A 21,745-nucleotide genomic window follows, 5' to 3' on the forward strand; every position below is an offset into this window, starting at 1 on the left:
GTCATACCTCGGACCAGGGAGAGTTTCATGGGAATACGTTCAGCCGCACAATACCGGGCGGGTCTGCGCGACAACCGGCAGGTCATCTACCGTGGTGAGCCTGTCAAGGATGTCACCGAATTCGACGAATTCCGTTCCGCGATAGACCATTCGGCACTGTGCTACGAGATCGCCGACCAGCAGCCGGAACTGGCGATCGCCAACGATGGGCAGTTCGATTACACAGCGTTCTACCGGATTCCGCGCAACGCCGAGCATCTGTCGGCCCGGGCGCGGCTGATCGAGTCTGTGGTCTCGCTGGGTGCGGGCACGATCGTGTTGAAAGAGGTCGGCAGCGACGCTCTTTTCGGCTTGTTGCGCACGCTGTCGGGGGAGTCGCTGGAGAAGGCGACCGCGTTCTACGAGCAGTGCTGCCGCGACGACACGGCGTTGGCGGTGGCGCAGACCGATGTGAAGGGCGACCGGTCGTTGCCGCCGCATCAGCAGGCGGATCCCGATCTCTACCTGCGGGTGGTCGACGAGGACGCGGATTCGATCACCGTGCGTGGTGCGAAGGTGCACACCTCGTTCAGCGCTAATGCCGATGAGCTGATCGTGCTGCCCACCCGCGCGATGGGCCCGGCCGATGCCGACTATGCGATCAGCTTCGCTGTGCCCGTGGATACACCGGGCCTGACGTTGTACGTTTCGCCGTATCTGCACGGTGAGCGCAACAGCCTCGAGCACCCCGTGTCTTCGAAACACAAGATGCTGGAAAGCCTTACGGTGTTCGACAACGTCCGGATCCCCAAGGATAGGGTTTTCCTGAATCGGCAACCCGAACTCGCCGGACCGCTCGCGATCGCGTTCGTCGACTACCACCGGTTCACCGCGATCAACTACAAACTGCCGCTGCTGGACATCATGGTCGGGTCCGCCCACCTGGTCGCCGAGGCCAACGGCATCGGCAAGGCCGCTCATGTGCGTGGCAAGCTGACCGAACTGATCTCCTATGCCGAAACGGTCCGCGGCATGTCCGAACTCGCCGCACTGCGCTCGATCACCGGCGCCAACGGTGTGCAGCTGCCGGACCGCCTCGCGGTGAATATGGCCAAATACCACTTCGCGCACGGGTTCCATGCCGCGGCCGCCACCGTCCTCGACCTCGCGGGCGGACTGGTGGCCACCGGCCCGGGCGGACAGGACTGGGACAACCCGCAGGTGCGGGCGGTACTGGAGAAGTACTTCGCCGCCGCGGTTCCCGCCGAGCGCCGCCTCAAGCTGATCCACCTGATCGGTGACGTGCTGACCGGCGATTTCGGCGGCTATCAGTCGGTGCTCGCCACCCACGCCGAGGGCTCGCAGGAGGCGGAAAAGATGGAGATCGCCCGCGCCTACGACGCCACCCGCGCCACCAGTTACGTATCCGGCCTGATCGGTCTGTGATCACCGTCGGCAGGACCGCGAGAAGTGGTTCGGCCCAGTCGAATTCGAGGAGACGAAAATCCCTATGAACAATGCCGTGATCGTGGATGTCGTGCGCACGCCATCGGGCAAGGGCAAGCCGGGCGGCTCCCTGTCGAGTGTGCACCCGGCGGAACTGCTGGCGACTGTTCTGCGAGAGCTGGTGGCGCGCAACGACATCGATGCGGCTGTGATCGATGACGTCATCGCAGGCTGTGTGTCGCAAGGCGGTGAGCAGGCCATCAACATCGCCCGCACCGCGGTTCTGGCGGCCGGATTCCCGGAATCGGTGCCGGCCACCACCATCGACCGCCAGTGCGGATCGAGCCAGCAGGCCGCGCAATTCGCCGCGCAGGCGATCATGTCCGGCACCAGTGACGTGGTGATCGCCGCCGGTGTGGAATCGATGAGCCGGGTGCCGATGTTCTCTTCCGCGATGGGCCAGGACCCCAACGTGGCGCCGCTGCGGCACCGCTACCCGGATGGCTTGGTGTCACAGGGCATTGCCGCCGAACTGCTCGCCGCACGGTGGAAACTCGACCGCGAAACCCTCGACGAGTACGCGGCGCGCTCGCACCGGCTGGCAACTACCGTTGCCGCCGAGCAGGCTGCTGGGCAGCTCATCCCCGTCGACGTGGTCGAGGACGGTGTATCGCGCACGGTACGCACCGACGAAACGGTTCGCCCGGCCACCACCGCCGAGAGGCTCGGTGCCTTGGCGCCGGTCTTCCGGAACGACGCCCTTGCGGCCCGGTTCCCTGAAATCACCTGGTCGATCACCGCTGGGAACTCTTCACCGCTCACCGACGGCGCGTCCGCGGCGCTGATCATGACCGAGCAGAAGGCGGCCACGCTCGGGCTGCGGCCGCGGGCGCGGTTCCACTCGTTCGCGGTCACCGGCAGTGACGCGCTGCTGATGCTCGACGGTGTCATCCCGGCGACAGCGAAGGTGCTGCAGCGCGCAGGTTTGTCCATCGACGATATCGACGCCTACGAAGTGAACGAGGCGTTCGCGCCGGTGCCGCTGCTGTGGCAGCGGCATTTCGGCGCCGATCCGGACAAGCTGAATCCGGCTGGTGGCGCGATCGCGCTCGGCCATCCCCTCGGTGCGTCCGGCGGACGCCTGCTCGCATCGCTGCTCACCCACCTGGAAGCCACCGGCGGTCGCTACGGCCTGCAGACCATGTGCGAGGGCGGCGGGATGGCCAACGCCACCATCATCGAGAGACTTTGAGCGCCAGGCACTTCCGATACGACGTCGGATTTCGGCTACGGCGCGGATCGAGTCATCCGCATGGTTGCCCATCCGGCGAACTCGACCCGTCATCACGACGTATCGCGGCCGCGATACACAGGAGGTTATGTAGTGAGAATCGACAATGGTGTCGCGTTGGTGACCGGCGGAGCCTCGGGGCTCGGCCTGGCCACCGTGCGGGCACTGACGGACGCGGGCGCCCATGTGGTCATCCTGGACCTGCCCTCATCGCCCGGCATCCAGGTCCGAGATGAACTCGGCGTCGATCGCGTCACCTTCGTCGCCGGTGATGTGACCGACACCGAAAATGTCAGCGCCGCACTGGATTCCGCAGAACTACGCGGGCCGCTGCGTGCTGTGGTCAACTGTGCAGGTGTCGGCCCGCCCGGAAAGGTGCTCGGCAAGGACGGCCCGCTGCCGCTGGAGACTTTCGAGCGTATTGTGCGGATCAATCTGCTCGGCACGTTCAATGTCATCCGGCTGGCCGCCGAGCGCATGGCGGCCGGTGACGCGGTCGAGGGGGAGCGGGGCGTCATTGTGAACACAGCCTCGGTCGCGGCCTTCGACGGGCAGATCGGCCAGCCCGCCTATGCGGCGTCCAAGGGTGGCATCGTGGCGATGACATTGCCGATTGCCCGCGAGTTGGCGCGCGCCCAGATCAGGATCGCGACGGTGGCGCCGGGCATTTTCGATACCCCGTTGCTGCAGACGTTGCCGGAGGAGGCGCGCCGGTCGCTCGGAGCTCAGGTCCCGCACCCGTCCCGGCTGGGCGATCCGGCCGAATTCGCGGCGCTGGTACGGCATATCGTCGAGAATCCGATGCTCAACGGTGAGGTCATCCGGCTCGACGGTGCGATACGCATGGCCGCGCGGTAGCACGTCGAAGGGCGGCACTGGCGAAAGCCGGTGCCGCCCCTTTTCGTTTGCGGCGTATTCGGTCCGTGCGTAGACGTTCCTCAGGAGGCTGGCGTACAGGTCACAGGGCGAATCGTGGATGGCTCCACAGCCGCGCACATGGCAGTGGCGGCAGGTCGATGTCGCTGTCGTGATCGACACAGACGCTCAGCTCCGATGACCACTTGCCCATGGCGTCGGCGAAGTTGTGGGCCTGCGCGATCGTCGCACGGAAATCCAGCCGCAAGCCGGCGTCGAGGATTCGAACGCGGCAGTGCCCCCGCGACTGTTGGTCGGGTTCTGGCATATCGGAATCCTTGTCCTCGCCGCCGGAGGCGGATCAGCCCTCGTCGTGTTGCCCGCGTTCGCGGGCCAGACTCAGCAACAGGTCTTGGTGCAGCTCCATCCAGATGTCGTGGTAGCTGTCGTACATGGGGCGGGCGAAGGCGGCGTTGTCACCGCCTCGTACGCGATCGAGTGCGGCGCTGAGGCGGGTGCGGTAGCGGCCGAAGCGGGGCAGGGCATCGGCCAGGGCGGCGAGGTCGGGTTCGAGCACCTTGTCGACCTCGGTCAGCCGGGCGATGACGCCTTGGTCGTAGTCGGTGTCGGTGTGGTCGTTGGGTTCGGTTTCCGAGCGCATCTGCCAGTCGTGACAGATGGTCTTGAACTGGCCGTTGACCGGTAGGAAGGCCTGGTAGAAGGTTTCGATCTGCGGGCGTGCACCGGTGGTGCCGGGATCTTCGGCGAGGCGGGTGAGGTGTTCGGTACGTCCGGCTGGGGTCAGCGAGGAGCCGGTCAGTCGGCCGTTGCTGCGCACGACCAGTCCGGCCTCGATCAGCGGCGCGAGCCGGTCGGCCAGATCGGCGGCGGGAATGCCGGACATCTCGGCGAGTACGGCGTCGCTGGACAGGCCCTTGACGCGTAGGGCATGCAGCACGTCGAAGTTGTCGGGCATCAGTTGCCTCCTGAAGTTCGAATATCGTTGGGCGCGTGAGGGTTATCGGGCGGCGAGGTAGTCGGCGCGCAGGTTCTTCTTGTTGAGTTTCCCGGCGGGGGTGCGGGGGAGTTCGTCGATGAACTCGACAGTTTTCGGCGCTTTGTAGTGGGCAAGCGTGGCACGGCAGTGTTCGATCAGTGTCCGCTCCATGTCCGGACCGGCCACGCGTCCGGGACGCAGTTCCACCACGGCCTTGACCTGTTCGCCGAATTCCGCGTCCGGTACACCGAAAACCGCGGCGTCAGCGACGTCGGGATGGGTGACGAGCACCTCCTCGATCTGCTCGGGATAGATGTTGACTCCGCCGGAGATGATCATGAAGCTCTCGCGGCCGACGAGGTAGACGAACCCGTCGTCGTCGACATATCCGGAGTCGCCCATGCTGCGCCAGGCGGAGCCGTCGCTCGTCTCGTCGGCGTTGCGGTAGGCCGAGTCGGCGCGGCGTTCGAAGAAGACGCGTCCCACCGTTCCGGTCGGAACGGGTGCGCCGTCTCGTTCGCCGATGCGAATTCGAGTGGCGCCCAGGGGTTTTCCTACCGATCCGGGGTGGGTGAGTGAGTCGTCGGCGCAGATGTAGGTGTATCCGTATCCTTCGGACGCGCCGTAGTACTCGTGCAGGATCGGGCCCCACCACTTGTTGATCTGCTCCTTCACCTCCACCGGGCACGGCGCCCCGGAGGTGAAAGCCACTCGATGGCTCGGGGCCAAGGCGATTTCGTCGCGGTGTTCCAGTCGAAGCAGCCGCAGCAGCATGGTCGGCACCCACTGTGAGTGGGTCACCTGGTAGCGGCTGATCGCGGCCATGGCGGCGGCGGCCTCGAAACGCTCCATGCAGACCACGGTGCCGCCGGCGGCGAGCACCATCAGCTGGAAGGTGAACGGCGCCGCGTGGTAATTCGGTGCGGGCGAGAGCAAAACGGTCGAGGAGTCGATCTCGAGGACGGTCGACAGCCCCGCATGGCGCACCGGCGCCTCGGCGGGGTGGATCCCGAGCAGTTCTTGGCGGAATGCCTTGGGGCGTCCGGTGGTGCCACCGCTGTACATCACCCGCGCGCCGAGCGACTCGTCGGCGATCGGTGTAACCGGCTGGCCGGTCATCGCGGTCGCCAGATCCTCGAAACCGGTGCCAGCCCCGTCGGCGCACAACCGCACGACTCCGTCGCGGCCCGCCAGTGCCTCGGCGACCGACTCACGCAGGGTGGCACTGGTGACGATGGCCGCCGGATCAGCCTCCTCCAGAAGGGCCGACAGCTCGCCGGCCGTCAGATAACGATTGATCGGCGTGACGTAGAGACCCGCGCGCATACCCGCGGCGACAGCGATCGGCCACTCGATCCGGTTCTCCATGACCAGCAGCAAGGACGTGCCGGTAGCGACACCGCGATCGCGCAGCAGGTGCGCGAGCTGGTTGGACTTGCGGTCGAGCTCGGCGTAGGTCAACGACGTTCCGGACGCCGCCATCACGAACGCGACGGCATCGGGGCGTTCGGCTGCGATGGTTGGGGGGTACACAACACCTCATTTGTGAACAGTTAGTCGCTTATTCAGTCTCAGGTTAACCTGGGTAGAGGCGGATCTACAAGGGATGTTTTCAAATCCGGCCATCTATGATTTAGTGAAGATCCAGTCGCAAATGACTGTTGAGGCAAGGAAGGCTGGGAAGCACCGATGGTAACCAGCAGTGACATCGACCTGATGGATCTGCGCGCCTTCGAGCGCGGCGAGGACGACCTGGTCTTCGCCCGCTTGCGCGATGCCGATCCGCTGCACTGGAACGCCGAGCCCGACGGCCCCGGATTCTGGTCGGTGACTCGCTACGCCGACGTCAAGGCGGTGGCGGCCGACCACGCGAACTTCACCGTCGTCGACGGCACCCAGATCGCGAGCCGCCGGGCCGAGGGGGAAGGAGGACGCAGTATTCACCACGTCGATCCGCCCGAACATGGTCCGCTGCGCAAGATCGTCACTCCGCATGTGCGCCCGGCCAAGGTCAAGTCGCTCGAATCCGACATCACCGCCGTGATCGACACGCTGCTGGACGAGGCGCTCGGCGCCGGGCAGGTGGACTTCGTCGCCAAGATCGCCGCGCAGTTGCCGTTGGTCATGATCGGTAGGTTGCTCGGCGCCCCGGTCGAGGACTGCCCGCATCTGCTGCGCTGGACAAATCAGATGGCCTCGGAGGACCCTGATTATTCCGAGGGGCCCGAGACGGCGGTGCGCGCCCGTGACGAGGTCTTCGGTTACTTCCGGGACCTGGAGACCCAGCGCCGCGGTTGTCCTGCCGATGATCTGGTCAGCGTGCTCACCGCTGCCGAGATCGATGGAAAGCCGCTTGCCCGTGGCTATTTGGATGCGTACTACCTGATCCTGATGGTCGCGGGCAACGAGACGACCCGCAATCTGCTCAGCGGCGGTGTGCTGGCGCTGCATCAGAATCCGCAGTGGTGGGCTGCGATCCGCGAGAACCCGAACCGGATCCGGGTGCTGGTCGAGGAGATGACGCGGTGGGTGTCCCCGGTGCTGTCGATGCGGCGCACCGCGACCCGCGATATCGAGATGCACGGCAAGACGATCAAGGCCGGCGACAAGGTCGTGATGTGGTTCTGCTCGGCCAACCGCGACGAGCGTGCGTTCACCGATCCGCACCTGTTCATCGGCGACCGGTTCCCGAACGAGCATCTCGGCTTCGGTTGGGGTGAGCACGCCTGCCTCGGCAGCCACCTCGCCCGGCTGGAGGCCAAGCTGTTCTTCACCAGACTGGTCGAGCGCGGCATCGATCTGCGTGTCGTCGGCGACGCGGCACGCCTGCGCAGCAACTTCTTTCGCGGGATCAAAACCCTGCCGGTCGAATTGGAGCGCATCGATGGCTGAGCACGGGCGGGCGCAATGCCTCGTCGCGGGGGAGTGGATCACCCCGAGCGGATCTGCTACCCCGGTGATCGACCCGTTCACCGAGGCGCAGATCGGGGAAGTCGCCGAATCCGGCCCGGACGCGGTCGATCGTGCGGTCGAGGCCGCGGCGGCGGCCTTGCCGAGCTGGGCGGATAGCGATGTAGAACAACGAGCCGAGTTGCTCGAGCGCGTTGCGGACCTGCTCACCCGCGACGTCGACCGAATCGCGGGGCTGGTCACCGAGGAGATGGGGATGCCGCTGCGTCTGTCGCAGGTGACCCAGTCGGAACTGCCTGCCTCGGTATTGCGTTCGATGGCCAGGCTCGCTCGTGAGTTCCCGTGGGTCGAGCCGATCGATGGTGCGACCCTCGAACGCGGCCCCGCTGGCGTCGTCGCGGCGATCACCCCGTGGAACTTTCCGGTGCATCAGATCGTCGCGAAAGTCGCGGCGGCACTGGCCGCCGGGTGCACCGTGGTACTCAAGCCGTCCGAGCTGACACCATTCGACGCCAATGTCCTGGCGAGTCTGTTTGTCGAGGCCGGTTGTCCCCCAGGTGTTCTCAATACCGTCACCGGCACCGGCCCGGTGACCGGCGCGGCGCTGGCCGTCCATCCTGATCTCGGTCACGTGTCCTTCACCGGCAGTGTCGCCGCCGGTCGAACCGTCGCTGGCCTGGCGGCCCGGACGCTGACCCGCTGCACGCTCGAACTGGGTGGCAAGTCACCGGTGCTGCTACTGCCCGACGCCGACCTGGACACCGCAGTCGTCGGCGCACTCTCCAGTGGCCTGGTCAACTCCGGTCAGGCCTGCAATGCCACCACGCGCATGCTCGTGCCCGCCGCCGCGCTCGCCGATGTGGCGACGTTGGTGCGCACCCACACCGAGCAATACACCCTCGGGGACCCGGCCGATCCTGCCACCCGCCTGGGCCCGCTGGCGTCCGAGCGTCAGCGCGACCGCGTACTCGGCTACATCGGCGGTGCCGTCGTCGCGGGTGGCACCCTGCTGACTGGAACCGGAAAGCCTTCGGAGACAACCGATCACGGGTACTTCGTCGACCCGACCGTCATCGCCCGACTCGGCGAGGATGCCCAAGCGGTCCGGGAGGAGATCTTCGGACCGGTCATCGTGATCCAGACGTACACCGACGTCGACGACGCGGTCCGCATCGCCAACGACACCGATTACGGTCTGTCCGCGGAGATCTGGTCGGCCGACACCGATCGAGCACGGTCGGTGGCGAGTCGGCTGCGGGCTGGACAGGTCAAGATCAACGGGGTACGCACCCGGAACCGTCCCGCAGTGCCCTTTGGCGGGATGAAGAACTCCGGATACGGCCGCGAGCTAGGTATGTTCGGGATCGAGGAGTTCACCGAGGTTCGGGCGGTGATGGCATGACCGGGCCGATCGTCGTCACCGGTGCCGCCTCCGGTATCGGATTGGCATTGGTGCAGCGGTTGCGCGCGAGTTCGATCGACGTCATCGGCATCGACCGCAACGAGTGCTTGGTGCCCGGTGTGCCGACGGTGCGGTGCGATCTCGCCGACCCGGCCTCGATTCGCGAGGCGACACGTCAGCTGCCTGCGTCGATCGGTGGTCTGGCCAATATCGCCGGTGTCGCCGGCACGGCTCCTGCGCGAATTGTGCTGGCGGTCAACGTGTTCGCACCCCAGCTGCTGGTGGCAGAGTTGCTACCGCGGATGGCGGCCGGTGCCGCGATCGTCAACGTGGCATCGGTCGCGGCACAGCGCAACACCCAACCCCCGGAAGCGATCGCCGAACTCGCCGTCGCCGACGGTCCCACCGATCTGGACGCGTGGCTACATGCGCACCCGATCGACGGTTCGGCCGCCTACGACACCTCCAAACGTGTGCTCGTCGACTGGACTCGCGCGCTGGCCGCTCACTTGATCGTGCGCCGGATCCGGGCACTGACGGTCAGCCCAGGACCGGTCGAAACCCCGATCCTGGCCGACTTCACCGCCAGCATGGGGGCCGAGGCAATGTCGCGCTCCGCCGACGCGGTCGGACGGCACGGGCTGCCCGATGAGATCGCGGCCGTCGTCGCGTTCGCATTGTCGCCGGACGCTTCCTGGGTCAACGGCATCGATATCCCCGTCGAAGGCGGTCTCTTCGCGACCCGCTCCGCTCCCTTCCCCGCACTAAAAGGACTCTCCCGATGAACCCACCCTCGCCGCTCCCCGATGCCGTGGCCCTCGACGGTGTCACACCGGGTACCAAAGACACTCTCGGTGGAAAGGCCTACAGCATCAACAAGATGCGGGCCATGGGCCTGCCGGTGCCGCCCGCGTTCGCATTACCGACGCATGTGTGTGCGAAGTACCATGACAACGGCCGGGCGCTGCCCGACGAGGTGTGGCAGCAGGTACTGCGCCAACTGCGCGAAGTCGAAGCCCAGACCGGGCGGCGCTTCGGCGCGGGGCCGTCCCCATTGCTGGTTTCGGTGCGGTCAGGGGCCGCGCAGAGCATGCCCGGCATGATGGACACCGTATTGAACCTCGGGCTGACTCCCGAGCTGCGCGACGTCTTGGCCGCCGAGACCGGTGACGAGCCTTGGGCTCAGGACACCTGGACCCGCTTCCGGACCAGCTACGCCTCGATCGTGTCGAAGGGACAGGGCGTCGAGCCGCCCGCGGACCCGTACGAGCAGCTGCGGGCCGCGATCGGCGCGGTGTTCGACTCCTGGACCAATGAGCGCGTACGGGCCTACCGCGATAGGCACGGGCTGGGGACAGGCGGTGGGACCGCGGTGACCGTGCAGGCCATGGTGTTCGGTAACCGAGACGAACAGTCCGGCACCGGAGTGATGTTCAGCCGCGATCCAGCGACCGGCGCCGCGGTGCTCTATGGCGAATGGCTGGCCCGAGCGCAAGGCGAGGATGTGGTTTCGGGCGAGAAGACGCCGAGCCGACTGGACACCTTGCACACCGGTCGGCCCGCGCTCTACGCGGAGCTGGAGCGGGTCGCGGCGGTGTTGGAGGCCGAGCACAGCGATCTGGTGGACATCGAGTTCACGGTGGAAAGCGACCGCCTCTATATCCTGCAGTGCCGCACCGGGAAACGCTCGCCGACCGCCGCCGTGCGCATCGCCGTCGAACTGGCGCGCTCCGGCGTGATCGGTAAAGAGGAAGCGCTGCAACGTATCTCGGCTGAACAGGTGGAACGGATCGCGGAGTCGGGAGCGGTGCGCGCCGATCGGCAGGTGCTGGCCACCGGGATCGCCGCCGGTCCCGGTGCGGCGGTGGGCCAGGCGGTGCACGATCTGGACCTCGCCCGTGATCTCGCCGGGCATGGTGTCGCTGTGGTGTTGGTGCGTCCGGCCACGGCACCCGACGACGTGCCGGTGATGTTCGAATCCGTCGCGGTGGTCACCGAGTTCGGCGGCAGCACCTCCCACGCTGCGCTGGTCTGCCGCGAAATCGGACTGCCCTGTGTCGTCGGCTGCGGCGCCGGAACAGTGGACACACTGACCGGAAAGACGGTCACGGTCGATGGTGCCACCGGCACAGTATTCGAAGGTGACGCCACCGAGACAACCACGGTCGAGCGCGATGAGTATCTGACCGAACTGCTGTCCTACCTACCGTCTCCGGTGCCCGACGGCCATCCACTGGCCGCGCTCGCCGGAATCCTCGAAAGGGCTTGAGTCGCAATGGCTACCGGATCAGCGCGGAAATCCGCCAGCCCCGTGGTGACGCGTAAGCGGCTCCAGACAGGCAACGACGACGAGGCCGCGGTTAGTGATAGCGTTGTCGCAAACGAGCAACCCGGCGGAAGGCGGACGATGGCGCGGAAACCCGCACCCGACGTACGACCCGCGCCGCGCACGGTCGATGACGCGTTCAGCGATGCCGGATTGCTCGACGCGGATGCGTCGGTGACCAAGCGCCCCAACCGCCGCGGTGAACAGACTCGCGAAAAGATCGTGCAGGCCGCGACCGAATGCTTCAGCGAGTACGGCTACACCCGCACCCGTATTTCCGATATCACGCATCGCGCCGATATCTCGCAGGGCAACTTCTACCGGCACTTCACCAGCCTCGACGATGTCTTCCTCGCCGTGCTGCGTCCCGGTCTGCAGGAATTGGCTCAGTCCATGTCGCGTCGATTGTCGACCGAGGACGAACTGGCTGTCCTGGTCGATGTCAATGTCGCTTATCTGCACGCCTATTCGCGCCACCGCAAGGTTTTGCGGCTCTTGCGTGAGGCGGCGGCCGCCAGCTCGAACGAGGGCTTCGCGCAACTGTGGCTGAACCTGCGCGGCGATTTCGTCAAACGCATCCAGCGCTGGTTGCAGCGCTTGCAGGACAGCGGCCAGATCGGCGCGACCGATGTCGAGCTGCTCGCCGAAACGCTGGGCTGCATGACCGAGCAAATGGCCTACGTGCACGTCGGTCTGGTCGCTTCGACACCGAAGCGGGAACGCATCGACGAATTGGGCAGGGCGGTCGGCGAAGTCTGGTTCCGTGCACTGCCGGCACCCGCGGGCGAAATCGCCCGACCGAAGCGGAACTGAACCTCCGCTGTCACACAAATACCGGCTCGGAGACGGGCCGTCGCGTCCGAAGGATGCCGAAATGACTCATACAATTCCTCGATTGCTCGGTCACCCCGTCGGCGTGCGGCGCGTAATCGACGAGACGCCCGATACGAAGTCGATCGTCCTGGATATCCCGCCAGAACTGCAGGAGAAGTTCAGTTATCGACCAGGCCAATTTCTTACGGTCCGCATTCCCAGTGCGCGCACGGGCTCGGTGGCGCGTTGCTATTCACTGGCGAGTTCGCCGCATACCGATGACGAGCTGAAGGTGACGGTCAAGCGAACGGCCGATGGGTACGGTTCGAACTGGTTGTGCGACAACATCGTCGAGGGTGCGCAACTACATGTGCTGCCGCCCTCGGGCACGTTTACCCCGGGTGATCTCACCGATGACTTCCTGCTGTTCGCCGCGGGTAGTGGCATCACTCCAGTCATCTCGATCCTCAAAAGCGTTCTCGCGCAATCCAAGAGTCACGTGGCGTTGTTCTACGCCAACCGCGACGACCAGTCGGTCATCTTCGATGCCGAGTTGCACCGGCTCCGCGATACCGCAGACGGCCGACTGTCCGTCGAGCACTGGCTCGAGACCGATCGCGGCTTGCCAAACGCTACGGGATTGGCCGAGTTCGCCCGGCGGTTTCCCGGCCGCGACGCCTACCTGTGCGGTCCCGCGCCGTTCATGGCCGCGGTGCGAAACATGTTGTCCGACATCGGAATGGACCGCTCGCGCATTCACGCCGAGGAATTCAGCTCCCTCAGTGGCGACCCGTTCGCACCCGCCGCACCACTGGCCGCCACCGGGAACGCTTCGACAGTGGTGGTGCGACTCGACGGTGAAAGCCACACCCTGTCGTGGCCGCCGACGGCGAATCTCGTCGACGTGCTGCTCGACGCCGGAATCGACGCGCCGTTCTCCTGCCGCGAGGGTGAATGTGGTTCCTGCATGTGCGCGCTCACCGCGGGCACGGTCGACCTCGGCCGCATCGACGCACTCGATCCCGACGATGTCGTCGACGGCTACATCCTCGCCTGTCAAGCCCGGCCGACGAGCCCAACGCTCGAGGTCGACTTCTGATCCATGCTGCCCGAACCGAAGGCCCATTCGCGATGACCAGTTCACCCCCGCACCCGGAAACCACAACCGCCCCGGTACTTCTCGATATCGACGGTGCGACAGCGCACATCGTGCTGAACCGCCCGCACTGCTCCAACGCGATCGATATGGAGTTGGCGCGCGGGTTCGCCGCCGCAGTCACCGAGATCGGACGGTCGCACCAGGTCGGTGTCGTCGTGCTGCGTGCGGAGGGCGGTAACTTCTGCGTCGGCGGTGATGTGACGGCCATGGCGGCCGCACCCAGCACCGGGCAGTTCATCACCGAATTGGCCAGCCGCATGCATGCCGCGCTGCTCGAGCTGTCGCGCCTGAGCATTCCGGTCGTCGCCGTGGTGCAAGGCGCTGCGGCGGGCGGCGGGCTGGGATTGGTACTAGCGGCCGATCTGGTCGTCTGCACGGAGTCGGCTCGGTTCGTGACCGCTTATTCGGGTGTTGGGTTGAGCCCTGATTGCGGCGTAACATATTGGCTGCCAAGGACAGTCGGCGTTGGCCACGCACTACAGATGCTGACGACGAATCGGGTCGTCGACGCCGAAACCGCCTGGGAATGGGGCTTGGTCACCCATGTCGTCCCCAGCGCTGAACTCGATGACCACATGCGAATGTTGATCACCGGGCTGGCTCGCGGATCCGCTGAGGCGCTCGGGCAGGCGCGGCGATTGGTCCGTGCGTCGACGACCCGATCGCTTGCCGAACATCTCGACGACGAGGCAGCCACCATCGCACGACTCGCCGACGGCGCGGACGCCCGTGGCCGCATCACTTCTTTCGCGGCCGCTCGTTAGAGCCGTCCAGGTTCGTAGCCCCGCAATTGCCGACTCCCAGCGCAGCGCATCCGCCCGTGTGATCCGCACTGATCGACCCTGCGTGTTCGTGCGCGGCGAGGACGAACACGCGCTGCGCTCTTTTCCGGCCGACCTTCCGATGTCGGCACATACAGCCAAACCGAGAGGAATTATATTGAGCGACAACATGTTCGCTGGTCGAACCATGGTCATGTCCGGCGGCAGCCGCGGCATCGGGTTCGCGATCGCGGCTGCCTTCGCCGAACGCGGTGGCAATGTGGTGCTGCTGGCCAAGACCGGCGAACCCCACCCGCGCCTGCCCGGCACCGTGCACTCCGCAGTCGCAGAGATCACTGCGGCAGGCGGTAGAGCGGTCGCCGTGGTCGGGGATGTCCGCGACGACTCCGATGTGGAACGCGCCGTCGACACCGCGGTCGGTGAGTTCGGCGGCATCGACATCTGCGTCAACAACGCCAGCGTGCTCGACCTTTCCGGCACCGAAGACCTGACCATGAAGCGATTCGATCTCATGCAGCAGGTGAATGTGCGTGGCACGTTCACTTTGACCCGCGCGTGCCTTCCGCACCTGCGCAAGTCGCTGCATGCGCAGATACTGACGTTGTCGCCGCCGTTGAACATGTCGGCAGCGTGGCTGGGCAAGCATCCCGGCTATATGCTCGCCAAATACGGAATGACGCTGCTGGCCTTGGGTTTCGCCGCCGAATACGCCGAAATCCCGGTTGCCAGTACGTGTTTGTGGCCGGAAACCACCATCGCCACGGCCGCCGTGCTGAATTTGCTGGGCGGAGCCGAGTCCGCCGAACACGCGCGCAGCCCGCAGATCATGGCGGACGCGGCGATGGTCGTCTTCGCCGACCCGCAGAAGTTCAGCGGTCGCAGCGTGATCGACGTCGATGTCCTCGCCGAAGCGGGAATTACCGACCTGAGTCGATACGGCGGAGCCGCACCGCTGGACTACGACATCTTCGTCGATCCGCGCTGACAGTAGAACGTCATCGAGTACTGGCCGCAGTCTGTGCCATGAGTGGGACCCGGTCCTAATCGGACCGGGCCCCAATCTATTGCACTTCGAACCAGTGTCACGTGACGGCATTGTCGAGGGCCGCCGCCGACTTGTCGTGCGCCGCCAGCTATTGGGTCGTGCGGCCCTCACGCAGACAGATGATTCGGTCGCAGATCTCCAGCAAGTCGTCGTTCTCGGGTCGGTAAGCGGTTTCTGGTGAACGACCTCAAACGTCCTTCCACGCTGGGGTTGATTCTTATGCCGGTGTTGGTGGTGCCGTTTGCCTTGGTGGTGATGCTGGTGCGTCCGTCGTTCAGGCGCGTGGTGCACGACGGATTCATCAGCATGCTGCGCGCCTACAGTCGTTCGGCGTTCGTTGCGCTCGGTAGGGCCGTCGACCCCACGATGTCCGTCGAATTCCTGCCATTGCCGTTCCGGTTCGGCCCCAATTCGGCCACCCTGGTGTCCTCCAGGCCCGACGCCACTCCGGTATCCCATTCCGGATCGTGATCGGCTTTACTCGAGCCATCACAAGATTTGTCGCCTGGCAACATTTCTCCCGATTGCGCAGCCGGTAACCGCCGCATACCCGCGGCGGTCCACCTGGACGATCGCGCTCGACGATAGGGGCTGACGAGCGCCACGCCGAATTCCTACCGGCGGTGGTTAATGGGATGAGGCGGACAGCGTTGTGGTGGCGCGTTTGCAGGGTAAACGTGTGCGCACGGCGTCACTTACTGATCAAATCCTGTTGTCACACTTCAGTATTCGCCTCACGGCCCGTGGCCAGCCATTTCAGCCCGATAGAGACCAACGCGGTCCCGGTCGTCTCGGCAGGCAGACTCCGACGCCATGTGTGATGTCATCGGTGACTCTCAGTGCGCTGCTGTTGTTTCCGACAAGCGTCAGTGGTTGTGACGATATGGGCGGCGATCAGCAATCGCGCCGCATCTGGTGCACTCGCGAAACGGACACCAGATGCGGCGCAGGCGCCGATCAGACGAACTGCACGCAGTCGTCGCTCTCGACGTATTGGAATGGCTCGAACCAGTCGTTACCCGAATACTGGGAGTACCAGTCCTGGCCGGATGGGTCGGTGACCACGGCATGGACCCACATCCCGCCAGTCGTACATCCGGTTTCGGGACCCAATCCAACCGGTAGTGGTCCAGATGCGGTGTCTCCAGACGCATCTCGTACGCGAGTTTCTCCAATACTGTGAATCCTGTCCGGTCCGCGCTGCGGTGAATCGAATACCGGTTTCGGGGTCTGCGGTAGTTCATCGCGGTCCGCCCGCTGGTGCTGTATAGGCGGTGACCGTGACGTTGTCGCCCCGGAACGAGGGCTAGAGAATGATGTCAGGGGCGGTATCGGGGCCGCCGCCTGAGATGGAGGCGGCCTGCTGCTCTTGTGGACTGCCAACGGGGGTGTAATTGCCACCCACCGCAGCGGCTGGACTACAGGCGTTGGACCGGCTTGCGATGAGGTCGGGCGCCATGGGTGCCTCCTTCGATCGACGCGTCGCCGCTGCGGTGAAGCGGCGATACTCATATTTGAGAGGAAAGATTCTCAAATCCCGCTGGACTCCCTGGATACGTGGATCCGCCAGTATGGTCCGCTCGGTCAGGTGCCGCTGTGGAACTCGTTGTAGAGCTCGGGCAGGAACTGGGCGAGATGGTTCATCTCCTGGCCGCAGTGCAGCATCAGGTCCCGAGCAAGGTCCAAGCCGGGTATCAGGTCGCGGATGTCGATCGCGGCGCCGCGCGCGACCGCTCGCGCGGAGTGGCTGAGGTCGGGTGTCCGGGTCCCGTAGACCTCGAGGTAGAAGCGGCTGCGCATCTCGCAGCCACCCGGGACGGGCCGGACCTGATGGGCGAGCCAGCCCAGATCCACTGGTGCCACACTGCTGCCTACCCGCGCCAGGATCATGGTGTGCTCGTCGGGGAAGGTGAACCCGTAGCTGACCGGGTCGCGGAACGCGATGGCCAGTTGTTGGAGCTTCGGGCCGATGTACTCGTCGACGTAGCTGACGTTATCGATGTACTTCGCGCGATCGGGTAACGGCCGATCAGTGTTGTCGACAGCGGCTTCACTGAACATGTGTGCATCGGGATGCCACAGTTTGTACCGCGCCGACTCCACGATGTGCCAGCCGAACCACCAATCCCACATGGCCGCCGTCACCCGGGGCATTTCAGTGCGCACGGCAACCCACACGGTCCCGGAATTTGTTTGTCCGTAACCGGTTTCGACCGGCGAATACCCCGTCGGCGAGAGTTCGGTGACCAGTGTCGAGAAGTCGGGGATCTGTTCGGCTGGCGTTGCAGGCTTGGCGTAGGCATCGACAACCCCCGGCTGGGGTGGGGCGGTTCGGGCGGCCATGAAATGCGCGTACGGCTTGGCCATGTCTTGCGGTGAGTACCCGGCGTAGCGGGTGTTGTCCTCGGGAGCCTGTGCACGCGCACGCACTGCATTGGCGGCCGTCGCGGTAAGTCCTCCTGCTGCGGCTGCCCCGATCGCCAGAACTCGACGCCGACTCAATCTGGCCAATCTCAACATGTGCCGAGGCTAGCTGTGTGTATCCGGTCTGCGGAACCGGTGACGGTAGGTATGTGAAATGGCACAACCGAGACAGCAGCGCGCCCGAATTCGGTACAGCGGGGCCGGGATTGCTGAGCTGGCGCTACACGTGCTTGGGGGAGATCGGGCCGTACGGCCTCACCTGTTGCGCGGTCGACGCAGCCGCCCGGCCAGGTCGATGACCACCCGCCGATCCGGCAATGTTTGCTGGAAATGGTAGCCGACGAGCACACAAAGCTCTTGTTGGACTGGGGATTTGGGAATCGGCATCGTCAGTTTCTCGAAGCCGACGTAGGAGATCGAAGCTACGGTGCTGGGCGCTGTGAGCGCCGCAGCCACGCGTAGCTTCTCATCTCTCCTTACCGTGTCGGTCGGTAGTTCGTTGTGCGGAAGAGCTTCCCCGAGATCGATCGGTGGAGTTGGGTGTTACGGCAACTGATCGGGTTCACATATGGATGGCGGTTGTGCCCGTAGCGATGTAGCCGCCGCGGCGGTAGAGCAGCAGGCTGAGGACGAGGCCGACGGCGAAGATGCCGGCGGACCACCAATAGGCGGCATCGTAGGCCTCGAGAGAGGCATGGGCGAGGACCATGGGGTCCGCCGGGTTCTTCCCGGTCATGTATTCGGTGGCGGCCGAGGCGGACATGGTGGTGAGCAGGGCCGTGCCGATGGAGCCGCCGATCTGCTGGGCGGTGTTGACCGTCGCGGACGCGACGCCTGCGTCGGCCGGGTCCACACCGGCGACGGCGAGGCTCATTGCGGGGGCCATGACGAGGCCGAATCCGAGGCCGAGCATGATCAGCGACGGCATGATGTCGGTGGCGTAGCTGCTGTCGAGGCCGAGTCGGGTGAGCAGGACGAGGCCGGCGACGGCGACTCCCATACCGAACGGCACGGTGGGTTTGGGACCGATTCGGGGCAGAAGTACGGTCGAGGCGAGGGTGGAGCTGACGATGAGTCCGGCGACCATGGGCATGAACGCCAGCCCGGTGCTGACGGGGCTGTAGCCGAGTGTCTGCTGCATGTAGTAGGTGAGGAACAGGAAGATTCCGAACATGCCCGCGCCGGTGATCATGACGGCTAGGAAGGAGGCGGCGCGGTTACGGTCCAATACGACGCGCAGCGGCAGCAGTGGGTTGGCGGCTCGGGTCTGCCACCCGGTAAATCCGATGAGCAGGCCGGCGCCGCCAGTGAGAAAACCCCACGTCTCTATTGAGCTCCAGCCGTGGGATTCGGCGTTGGAGAATCCGTATACCAGGCCGAAAAGGCCAGCTGAGACCAGGGCGGTACCCAACAGGTCGAGTTTGGCGGTGGTGTCGCGCAGCGTTGTTCGCAGCAGCAGGAGACCGCCGGCCAGGGCGACCACGGCGAACACCAGATTGACGTAGAGGGTCCAGCGCCAGTCCAGATACTCGGTGAGGACGCCACCGAGCAGCAGCCCGATGGCGCCGCCGCCGCCGGCGATCGCACCGAAGATGCCGAATGCCTTGCCACGCTCGGCCGGATCGGTGAAGGTGACCGTCAGCAGCGATAGCGCGGCCGGCGCGAGGAGTGCGCCGAACAGACCTTGGGCGGCGCGGGCGGTGACGAGAACTTCGAAATTCGGTGCGGCTCCGCCGAGGGCTGAGGCGACGGCGAACCCGACCAGGCCCACGAGGAAGGTCGCCTTGCGGCCGAACAGGTCGGCGATCCGCCCGCCCAGCAGCAGCAGGCTTCCGAACGCCAGCGCGTAGGCCGTGATGACCCATTGTCGTGCGGAGTCGGAGAAGCCGAGGTCCAGCTGGGCGGATGGCAGCGCGATATTCACGATCGTCGCATCCAGCACCACCATCAGCTGGGCGATCCCCACGACGGCGAGGATCCCCCAGCGGCGCCGCGGACCGTCGCCGGTGGATTCGGGTATGCCGGTCGAACCGGCGGTAACGGAGGGCAAGGACATGACGGGTTCCTTACTTCTTGGTAGGGCGTTCTCAAAAAGGTGTTCGTGTAGGGGTCTTCAGGGCAGGTCTTGGTGCCCGAGCACCGGGAGTAGTCCGTCGGTCACAAACCGTCGGGCGAAGGCAGCGTCGGCGTAGCTGCCTGCGTGGATCGGCCGTAGCAGCAGTCCGCCGACGATGAGCGCGGGCAGGAAATCGGTCGACGGTGGAACCGCGGCCAGTTCGCCGCGGACCACCGCCCGCTCGACGATGCCGTGGAGTTGCTCGTCGTTAGGCTTGAAGAGCGTCTCGCGGATGGCCGTCGCGAGCTCGGGATCCAGCAGCGCGACGTGCATCAGCGCCGCGAACAGCAGCGTCTCTTTCTCGGCGTGCACGATCAGCCGTTCGCATACTGTCAGGAGATCGCCGGTCAGGGTGCCGGTGTCGATCCCGTCGAATTGGATCGCTTGGGTAGCGCGTAGCGCGGCCGCGACCAGCTTCGGCTTGGTGCCCCACATTCGATACAGCGTCGCCTTGCTGCACCGGCCTCGGGCAGCCACAGCGTCCATGGTGAGTGCCTCGTAGCCCGTCTCTCTCAGAACGTGCACAGTGGCCTCGAGAAGTTCGAGCTCTCGCGCGGTTGTCACCCGCGGCCTGCGAGCCGGCTCTGCAGTCACCACAACCTCCAGCTGGGTACGAAACGGTTTCGTTCTATCCGAAACGAGATCGTACTATCCGAGCTCATGGTCTGTCACTATTCGGCAGCGACAAAGATGGCTCGGCCGCCGAGCCGCTGGCGCGACAGCTCCACCACGGAGGGCGCGCGGTTGGTGGCGTTCGCCGCGCGGGGCGGCACCTACTCCTTCGCGGGAACTGTTTCCCGTCCTGTGGCCTCTGCCTCGGAGGAGCGATCGAATCCGCGATGGCGTCGGCGGCAAGGAATTCCGGTGGCAGTTTCGTAGAGTCGGCTCCCGCTCACCCCCGAGCGACTCTCAGAATTTTGGCAGACTCTTCTCACGTTCCGATGGCTGCATGCGCCTGGTGCATGTGTCGACAATGTGCTGGGCACCGCGGCCCGCGAGCCGTTCACCAGTTGAAGAACAGCCGTTCGCACGGCATTCTGCGGAGCCCATCGAGGTTGTCGGCAAGCAGTTCGATTTTCTCGGAATGCTTTTGCTGCCAATCCCGGATGAAGTTCCGCGCTGCCGTGGCGGTCGCGCGGTAGTCGAAGACTTCGCCGCCGAGAAGCACTCGAGGTGTACGTCACCTTCGGTTGGGAGTGGGGATTCGTCAGCCATGCGAAGTCGACCTGCGGGGCGTCAGCGGGGCAGCATTGCCTTCACCATGGCGAGGAAACGAGACGCGGGACGAAGGCCATGACGGGCCCGCGGTCACGTTGGCTGTCGAGGAACATGAAGTCGCTGACAATCATGCCGAGGGTGTCGAGGTACCAGCCGAGCGACTTGTTGAAGGTGCGTGTCTCCTTCACCAGATGCTTGAGCCGCTGCACGCAGGCCGGTTCGCGGGGCGGGCGCTGGGGGGTATTGATGCGGATCGGATCGACCCCGACGTTGAGTGAAAGGGGCTGCTGTTCGGGCAACGCTGGTAGGTGCTCGGTTCCGTGGACGACGCGGACCGGCATGCCGTTGGGGTCCCACAATGACACGACCTTGCCGCCGCCGGGCTGGCGCAGCGGTGACGGCAAGGTTCCGGTCGACCGTGCGAGCCGGTCGAGGTCGCCGGCGTCGGCGGCACGGAAAGCCGGGCCGACAAAACGAGATACCGGCCCCTTGCGTATTACCAGGCTGTGGGTGCCGGCGAAGGTGCCGCGCAGATACAACGCCTGCGTGGTGCGTTCGACCGTTTCGAGTCCGAAAGCGCATGGCCCTGTTCCATTTCCGCTCCCGCGACCGCAAGCACCTGCATGCGCACGGGCAGTTCTGGCATCTGTATTTCGCCTCCGGAGGCATCCTCATCGCCCAGGACGAGGTCGACACTTGGACGTTGCACGGGCTGGTACCACCGGACACCGAGCCCGATGACGTCGACCCGGGTCCTGCTCGACAGCTACGAGATGGAGCGTCGCCCGGTCGCCGAACGCAATCGTGACTGGTCGTTCCGGCACGTCGGTGCCCAGCTGGAAATCCAATCCGAGGTGAACCTCGATCTGATCGGCGCCGACACCGATGAAGGCTGGCGGCATCGTGCCGAAATGTCGGCGTTCATCGCTAAACGCCGGGGTGAGGCATCCAGTCCCGGCGTCGAATACGGCTACTGCTATGA

Annotated in this window: 22 protein-coding genes and 1 pseudogene; 13 read left to right on the forward strand and 10 right to left on the reverse strand. The window is 65.3% G+C overall.

All coding sequences use genetic code 11. The features are described from left to right. The first annotated feature begins 27 nt into the window (after positions 1-27). The 3 genes from AB0L58_RS29485 (at position 28) to AB0L58_RS29495 (ending at position 3,574) form a co-directional block, all read left to right on the forward strand. Positions 28-1,425 (forward strand): 4-hydroxyphenylacetate 3-hydroxylase N-terminal domain-containing protein, encoded by a 1,398-nt coding sequence (locus AB0L58_RS29485; protein ID WP_364391462.1) that lies wholly within the window; start codon positions 28-30, stop codon positions 1,423-1,425. 64 nt (positions 1,426-1,489) lie between these two features. After that, positions 1,490-2,677: a thiolase family protein gene (locus AB0L58_RS29490; RefSeq protein ID WP_364391464.1), complete on the forward strand. Its 1,188-nt coding sequence runs from the start codon at positions 1,490-1,492 to the stop codon at positions 2,675-2,677. 132 nt (positions 2,678-2,809) lie between these two features. After that, positions 2,810-3,574, forward strand: coding sequence for an SDR family NAD(P)-dependent oxidoreductase (locus AB0L58_RS29495; RefSeq protein ID WP_364391467.1), 765 nt, complete (start codon positions 2,810-2,812; stop codon positions 3,572-3,574). Positions 3,575-3,674: 100 nt separating this feature from the next. On the opposite strand, the gene AB0L58_RS29500 is transcribed toward AB0L58_RS29495, so the two are convergent. Genes AB0L58_RS29500 through AB0L58_RS29510 form a run of 3 tightly spaced genes read right to left on the reverse strand, consistent with a single transcriptional unit; the run spans position 3,675 to position 6,101 of the window. Continuing rightward, a complete protein-coding gene (locus AB0L58_RS29500; RefSeq protein WP_364391470.1) occupies positions 3,675-3,899 on the reverse strand; it encodes a hypothetical protein in 225 nt (74 codons plus the stop codon). A gap of 33 nt (positions 3,900-3,932) precedes the next feature. Continuing rightward, the gene (locus AB0L58_RS29505) at positions 3,933-4,547 is read right to left on the reverse strand and encodes a MarR family transcriptional regulator (protein ID WP_364391472.1); all 615 of its coding nucleotides are present in this window, start codon (positions 4,545-4,547) and stop codon (positions 3,933-3,935) included. Between the two features lie 42 nt (positions 4,548-4,589). Beyond that, positions 4,590-6,101 (reverse strand): AMP-binding protein, encoded by a 1,512-nt coding sequence (locus AB0L58_RS29510; protein ID WP_364391475.1) that lies wholly within the window; start codon positions 6,099-6,101, stop codon positions 4,590-4,592. A gap of 156 nt (positions 6,102-6,257) precedes the next feature. On the opposite strand from AB0L58_RS29510, the gene AB0L58_RS29515 reads away from it, so the two are divergent. The 9 genes from AB0L58_RS29515 (at position 6,258) to AB0L58_RS29555 (ending at position 15,476) form a co-directional block, all read left to right on the forward strand. Next, complete coding sequence (locus AB0L58_RS29515; RefSeq protein WP_364391477.1) at positions 6,258-7,460, forward strand: cytochrome P450; 1,203 nt, start codon at positions 6,258-6,260, stop codon at positions 7,458-7,460. Continuing rightward, complete coding sequence (locus tag AB0L58_RS29520) at positions 7,453-8,880, forward strand: aldehyde dehydrogenase family protein (RefSeq protein WP_364391479.1); 1,428 nt, start codon at positions 7,453-7,455, stop codon at positions 8,878-8,880. The genes AB0L58_RS29515 and AB0L58_RS29520 overlap by 8 nt, the downstream gene beginning before the upstream one ends. Continuing rightward, the gene (locus AB0L58_RS29525; RefSeq protein WP_364391481.1) at positions 8,877-9,665 is read left to right on the forward strand and encodes an SDR family oxidoreductase; all 789 of its coding nucleotides are present in this window, start codon (positions 8,877-8,879) and stop codon (positions 9,663-9,665) included. The genes AB0L58_RS29520 and AB0L58_RS29525 overlap by 4 nt, the downstream gene beginning before the upstream one ends. Beyond that, a complete protein-coding gene (locus AB0L58_RS29530) occupies positions 9,662-11,149 on the forward strand; it encodes a pyruvate, phosphate dikinase (RefSeq protein WP_364391483.1) in 1,488 nt (495 codons plus the stop codon). The genes AB0L58_RS29525 and AB0L58_RS29530 overlap by 4 nt, the downstream gene beginning before the upstream one ends. A 138-nt stretch (positions 11,150-11,287) precedes the next feature. After that, positions 11,288-12,019: a TetR/AcrR family transcriptional regulator gene (locus AB0L58_RS29535; RefSeq protein WP_364391485.1), complete on the forward strand. Its 732-nt coding sequence runs from the start codon at positions 11,288-11,290 to the stop codon at positions 12,017-12,019. A 61-nt stretch (positions 12,020-12,080) separates the two neighbouring features. Continuing rightward, positions 12,081-13,118 carry a ferredoxin--NADP reductase gene (locus AB0L58_RS29540; RefSeq protein WP_364391487.1) on the forward strand — a complete coding sequence of 346 codons (1,038 nt, stop codon included), beginning with the start codon at positions 12,081-12,083 and terminating at the stop codon, positions 13,116-13,118. A 32-nt stretch (positions 13,119-13,150) separates the two neighbouring features. Next, complete coding sequence (locus AB0L58_RS29545; protein WP_364391489.1) at positions 13,151-13,942, forward strand: enoyl-CoA hydratase-related protein; 792 nt, start codon at positions 13,151-13,153, stop codon at positions 13,940-13,942. 175 nt (positions 13,943-14,117) lie between these two features. Next, positions 14,118-14,945, forward strand: coding sequence for an NAD(P)-dependent oxidoreductase (locus tag AB0L58_RS29550; RefSeq protein WP_364391491.1), 828 nt, complete (start codon positions 14,118-14,120; stop codon positions 14,943-14,945). A 237-nt stretch (positions 14,946-15,182) separates the two neighbouring features. Beyond that, positions 15,183-15,476: a hypothetical protein gene (locus tag AB0L58_RS29555; protein ID WP_364391493.1), complete on the forward strand. Its 294-nt coding sequence runs from the start codon at positions 15,183-15,185 to the stop codon at positions 15,474-15,476. Positions 15,477-15,962: 486 nt separating this feature from the next. On the opposite strand, the gene AB0L58_RS29560 is transcribed toward AB0L58_RS29555, so the two are convergent. The 7 genes from AB0L58_RS29560 to AB0L58_RS29590 all read right to left on the reverse strand — a co-directional run bounded on the left by AB0L58_RS29560 (position 15,963) and on the right by AB0L58_RS29590 (position 21,302). Further along, the gene (locus tag AB0L58_RS29560) at positions 15,963-16,085 is read right to left on the reverse strand and encodes a hypothetical protein (RefSeq protein WP_364391495.1); all 123 of its coding nucleotides are present in this window, start codon (positions 16,083-16,085) and stop codon (positions 15,963-15,965) included. Between the two features lie 504 nt (positions 16,086-16,589). Further along, on the reverse strand, positions 16,590-17,525 hold the full coding sequence (locus AB0L58_RS29565) for a hypothetical protein (protein WP_364391497.1): 936 nt from the start codon (positions 17,523-17,525) through the stop codon (positions 16,590-16,592). A gap of 159 nt (positions 17,526-17,684) precedes the next feature. Further along, a complete protein-coding gene (locus tag AB0L58_RS29570; RefSeq protein WP_364391499.1) occupies positions 17,685-17,885 on the reverse strand; it encodes a hypothetical protein in 201 nt (66 codons plus the stop codon). A 106-nt stretch (positions 17,886-17,991) separates the two neighbouring features. Continuing rightward, a complete protein-coding gene (locus tag AB0L58_RS29575) occupies positions 17,992-19,485 on the reverse strand; it encodes an MFS transporter (RefSeq protein WP_364391501.1) in 1,494 nt (497 codons plus the stop codon). 57 nt (positions 19,486-19,542) lie between these two features. Continuing rightward, on the reverse strand, positions 19,543-20,139 hold the full coding sequence (locus tag AB0L58_RS29580; protein ID WP_364391503.1) for a TetR/AcrR family transcriptional regulator: 597 nt from the start codon (positions 20,137-20,139) through the stop codon (positions 19,543-19,545). Between the two features lie 409 nt (positions 20,140-20,548). Then, positions 20,549-20,713: a hypothetical protein gene (locus AB0L58_RS29585; RefSeq protein ID WP_364391504.1), complete on the reverse strand. Its 165-nt coding sequence runs from the start codon at positions 20,711-20,713 to the stop codon at positions 20,549-20,551. 88 nt (positions 20,714-20,801) lie between these two features. After that, positions 20,802-21,302 carry a hypothetical protein gene (locus tag AB0L58_RS29590; RefSeq protein WP_364391505.1) on the reverse strand — a complete coding sequence of 167 codons (501 nt, stop codon included), beginning with the start codon at positions 21,300-21,302 and terminating at the stop codon, positions 20,802-20,804. Positions 21,303-21,500: 198 nt separating this feature from the next. On the opposite strand from AB0L58_RS29590, the pseudogene AB0L58_RS29595 reads away from it, so the two are divergent. Further along, a pseudogene (locus AB0L58_RS29595) lies at positions 21,501-21,745 on the forward strand (polyketide hydroxylase); the annotation flags it as partial.

Source organism: Nocardia sp. NPDC052112 (assembly GCF_040680135.1).
Classification (GTDB): domain Bacteria; phylum Actinomycetota; class Actinomycetes; order Mycobacteriales; family Mycobacteriaceae; genus Nocardia.